The 3,515-nt window shown below is 76.4% G+C and carries 4 protein-coding genes; all 4 read left to right on the forward strand.

What is annotated here, in order from left to right:
* Positions 1-141 precede the first annotated feature (141 nt).
* The 4 genes from ACFV4N_RS26055 to ACFV4N_RS26070 all read left to right on the forward strand — a co-directional run bounded on the left by ACFV4N_RS26055 (position 142) and on the right by ACFV4N_RS26070 (position 3,414).
* Entirely contained in the window at positions 142-327 is a 186-nt protein-coding gene (locus ACFV4N_RS26055; protein WP_499675224.1) for a hypothetical protein, read from the forward strand.
* A gap of 71 nt (positions 328-398) precedes the next feature.
* The gene (def, locus tag ACFV4N_RS26060) at positions 399-947 is read left to right on the forward strand and encodes a peptide deformylase (RefSeq protein WP_499675225.1); all 549 of its coding nucleotides are present in this window, start codon (positions 399-401) and stop codon (positions 945-947) included.
* A 116-nt stretch (positions 948-1,063) separates the two neighbouring features.
* A complete protein-coding gene (gene fmt, locus ACFV4N_RS26065; RefSeq protein WP_499675226.1) occupies positions 1,064-1,993 on the forward strand; it encodes a methionyl-tRNA formyltransferase in 930 nt (309 codons plus the stop codon).
* Positions 1,990-3,414, forward strand: a complete 1,425-nt coding sequence (locus tag ACFV4N_RS26070; RefSeq protein ID WP_499675227.1) for an RsmB/NOP family class I SAM-dependent RNA methyltransferase — start codon at positions 1,990-1,992, stop codon at positions 3,412-3,414. The genes fmt and ACFV4N_RS26070 overlap by 4 nt, the downstream gene beginning before the upstream one ends.
* The last annotated feature ends 101 nt before the right edge of the window (positions 3,415-3,515 follow it).

Raw genomic sequence — 3,515 nt, forward strand, 5'->3', positions numbered from 1 at the left:
GGCCCACCCCGCCGACCGGCGAGGTGGGCCCGGGGCGTCTCGCCACTTCATCCCGGGGGATGACGGCGAACCGCTACTCCGAGCGGACGCACGCGCACGCCTCCCGGGCGCACCCTGGAGGCACGAGAGAAGGAGCGCGACATGACCGCCACCACGATGACCCGCCTCCCGGGCCGCACCACCCCCACACCCACCCCCACCGCTCCCGCGACTCCCAGCGCCATCACCACCGCCACCGCTGCCACCACCACCGCCGTCCGCTTCGTCGGGCACTTCGCGGCAGCACTACTCGGCGTGGCCTTCCTGGGCCGTGACCTGGAGCACTGACCTGGAGCACTGACCCACCTCCCTCACGTTCCGTAGACTGGGACCTCCCGGCGCGAGTGCGAGGAGTGTGCGTGACCGTCCAACCGATCCGGCTGTTCGGCGACCCGGTGCTGCGGAGCCCCGCGGTCGAGGTCAGCGACTTCGACGCGGAGTTGCGCAGGCTGGTCAAGGACCTGTGGGACACCATGAGCGACGCCGGCGGCGCCGGGCTCGCCGCGCCCCAGCTCGGCGTGGGCCTGCGGGTCTTCACCTACCACTGCGACGGGTTCGCGGGTCACCTGGTCAACCCCACGTTCGAGGTGGTCGGCGACGAGTACCAGGAGGGCCTGGAGGGCTGCCTGTCCATCCCCGGCCTCGGCTGGGACTGCCGCCGCCACCGGCAGGTGATCGCGCGCGGCTGGAACATGCACGGCGAGCCGGTCGAGGTGGAGGGCACCGACCTGCTGGCGCGCTGCATCCAGCACGAGACCGACCACCTCGACGGCGTGTTGTTCCTGGACCGCCTGGACGAGGAGACCCGCAAGCGGGCGATGCGGGAGATCCGGCAGCAGCCGTGGTTCGACGGCGCGGTGCCGACCATCAAGCAGTCGCCGCACCCGCTGCTCGGCGGGGCGAGCTAGCGCCGGCGGGCTCTCCTAGACTTGCGCCCTGCCCCGATGCGAGGAGAGCGCGTGTTCGACCCAGCTGGTCCGCCGTCCCACCGGAGTCCCGCCGTGCCGTCCGGAGGCGCGTGACGATGCGCTTGGTCTTCGCGGGTACGCCCGAGGTCGCCCTGCCGTCGCTGCGGGCGCTCCTGGAGTCCGACCGGCACGAGGTGGTGGCCGTGGTCACCCGGCCCGACGCGCCCTCCGGTCGCGGTCGGAAGGTGGAGCGGTCCCCGGTCGCGGCGTTGGCCGACGAGCGCGGCATCGAGGTGCTGACCCCGGCCAAGGCCGGCGACCCGGTGTTCCAGGCCCGCCTGCGCGAGCTGCGGCCCGACCTGTGCCCGGTGGTGGCCTACGGCGCGCTGCTGCCCGAGTCCGCCCTGGCCATCCCCACCCACGGGTGGGTGAACCTGCACTTCTCCGTGCTGCCCGCGTGGCGCGGCGCGGCCCCCGTGCAGGCGGCCGTGCGGCACGGCGACGACATCACGGGCGCGACCACGTTCCGCATCGTCAAGGCCCTCGACGCGGGTCCGGTGTTCGGCGTGCTGACCGAGCGGGTGCGCGAGCGCGACACGGCCGGCGAGCTGCTGGCCCGCCTCGCCGAGTCCGGCGCCAAGCTGCTGCTGTCCACTGTGGATGGGATCGAGGACGGCACGCTGCGGCCCGTGGAGCAGCCCGAGGAGGGCGTCACCTACGCGCCGAAGGTGACCGTGGACGACGCCCGGCTCGACTTCGGCACGCCCGCCGCCGCCCTGGACCGGGTGGCCCGCGCGGTCACCCCGGACCCGGGCGCGTGGGCGGAGTTCCGCGGCGAACGCCTCAAGCTCGGCCCGGTGCTGCCGGTCGACGAGGAGCACGGCCTCGCGCCCGGCGAGGTCAAGGTCGAGCGCAAGCGCGTGCTCGTCGGCACGGCCACCCAACCCGTCGCGCTGGGCGAGGTCCAGGCGCAGGGCAAGAAGCGGATGCCCGCCACCGACTGGGCGCGCGGCGCCCGCGTCGAGGCGGGGGAACGGATCTCATGACACAGCGGTCGTCCCGGCCCTCGCGGCCCCGTCGTCCCCACCCGCCCCGCCGGCGGACCGGCCCCGTCCGCCCGCCGCAGGACGACCCGGCGCGGCAGGCCGCGCTGGACACCCTGCGCGCGGTGCGCCGGCGCGACGCCTACGCCAACCTCGTGCTGCCGGGCCTGCTGCGGGAACGCCGGATCACCGGCCGCGACGCGGCCCTGGCCACCGAACTCACCTACGGCACCCTGCGCGCCCAGGGCCTGCTCGACGCCGTGCTGGCCGCCTGCTCCGACCGGCCGCTGTCCGAAGTGGACGGTGCGGTGCTCGACGCGCTGCGGCTCGGCGCCTACCAGCTGCTGCGCACCAGGGTCCCGGCGCACGCGGCGGTCGCCTCGACCGTGGACCTGGTGCGCGCCGAGCTGGGCTCCGGCGCGGCCGGGTTCGCCAACGCGGTGCTGCGCCGCGTCACCGGGCAGGACGAGCAGGGCTGGGTGGAGGAGGTCGCGCCCGACGAGGACAGCGACCCGATCGGCTACCTGGCCATGGCCAACGCCCACCCGCGGTGGATCGCGCAGGCGTTCGCCGAGGCGCTGGGCAGCCGCGGCGAGCCGCTGCGCGACGCCCTGGTGGCCGACGACGCGCGCCCGGCCGTGCACCTGGCCGCCCGGCCCGGCGAGGTCACCGCGGACGAGCTGGCCGCGATGACCGGCGGCGAGCCGGCGCCGTACTCGCCGTACGGGGTGCGCCTGGAGGAGGGCGGCGACCCCGGTGACCTGGAGCCGGTGCGGGAGCGGCTGGCGGTCGTGCAGGACGAGGGCAGCCAGCTGTGCGCGGTGGCGCTGACCCGCGTGCCGCTGGAGGGCCCCGACTCGCGCTGGCTGGACCTGTGCGCGGGACCCGGCGGCAAGGCCGTGATGCTGGGCGCGCTCGCCGCGCTGTCCGGCGCCGACGTGGACGCGGTGGAGAAGGCGCCGCACCGCGCCGAGCTGATCCGCAAGGCGGCCGTCGGCCTGCCGGTCACCGTGCGCGTCGCCGACGGCCGGGACCCGGACCTGCCGGCCGGCTCGTTCGACCGGGTGCTGGTGGACGCGCCGTGCACGGGGCTGGGCGCGCTGCGCCGCCGGCCGGAGGCGCGCTGGCGGCGGCAGCCGTCGGACGTCGCGCCGCTGGCCCGCCTCCAGCGGGAGCTGCTGACCTCCGCGCTGGAGCTGGTGCGCCCGGGCGGGGTGGTGGCGTACGTGGTGTGCTCGCCGCACCTGTCCGAGACGGTGGGCGTGGTCGCCGACGTGGCCCGCCGGACCGGCGCCGAGCGGCTGGACACGCGCGAGTTCTTCCCGGGGGTGCCGGAGCTGGGCGACGGGCCGCAGGTGCAGCTGTGGCCGCACCTGCACGGCACGGACGCGATGTTCTGCGCCGTGCTGCGGCGACCCGCGTGACCGGCGGCCCCCACCCGTCGCCCAACCCGCCCGCGGGGGAGGGGCACGGGGCCGCCAGCTGGGCGTGGGCGGGGCGGCCCTGAACCCCCCCCTGCTGGCCC

It is taken from the genome of Actinosynnema sp. NPDC059797 (genome assembly GCF_042732085.1).
In the GTDB taxonomy this organism is placed as follows: Bacteria; Actinomycetota; Actinomycetes; order Mycobacteriales; family Pseudonocardiaceae; genus Actinosynnema.

Coding starts and splice junctions, on each gene's coding strand:
- fmt (WP_499675226.1), top strand. CDS start 1,064: ATGCGCTTGGTCTTCGCGGGTACGCCCGAGGTCGCCCTGCCGTCGCTG.
- ACFV4N_RS26055 (WP_499675224.1), top strand. CDS start 142: ATGACCGCCACCACGATGACCCGCCTCCCGGGCCGCACCACCCCCACA.
- ACFV4N_RS26070 (WP_499675227.1), top strand. CDS start 1,990: ATGACACAGCGGTCGTCCCGGCCCTCGCGGCCCCGTCGTCCCCACCCG.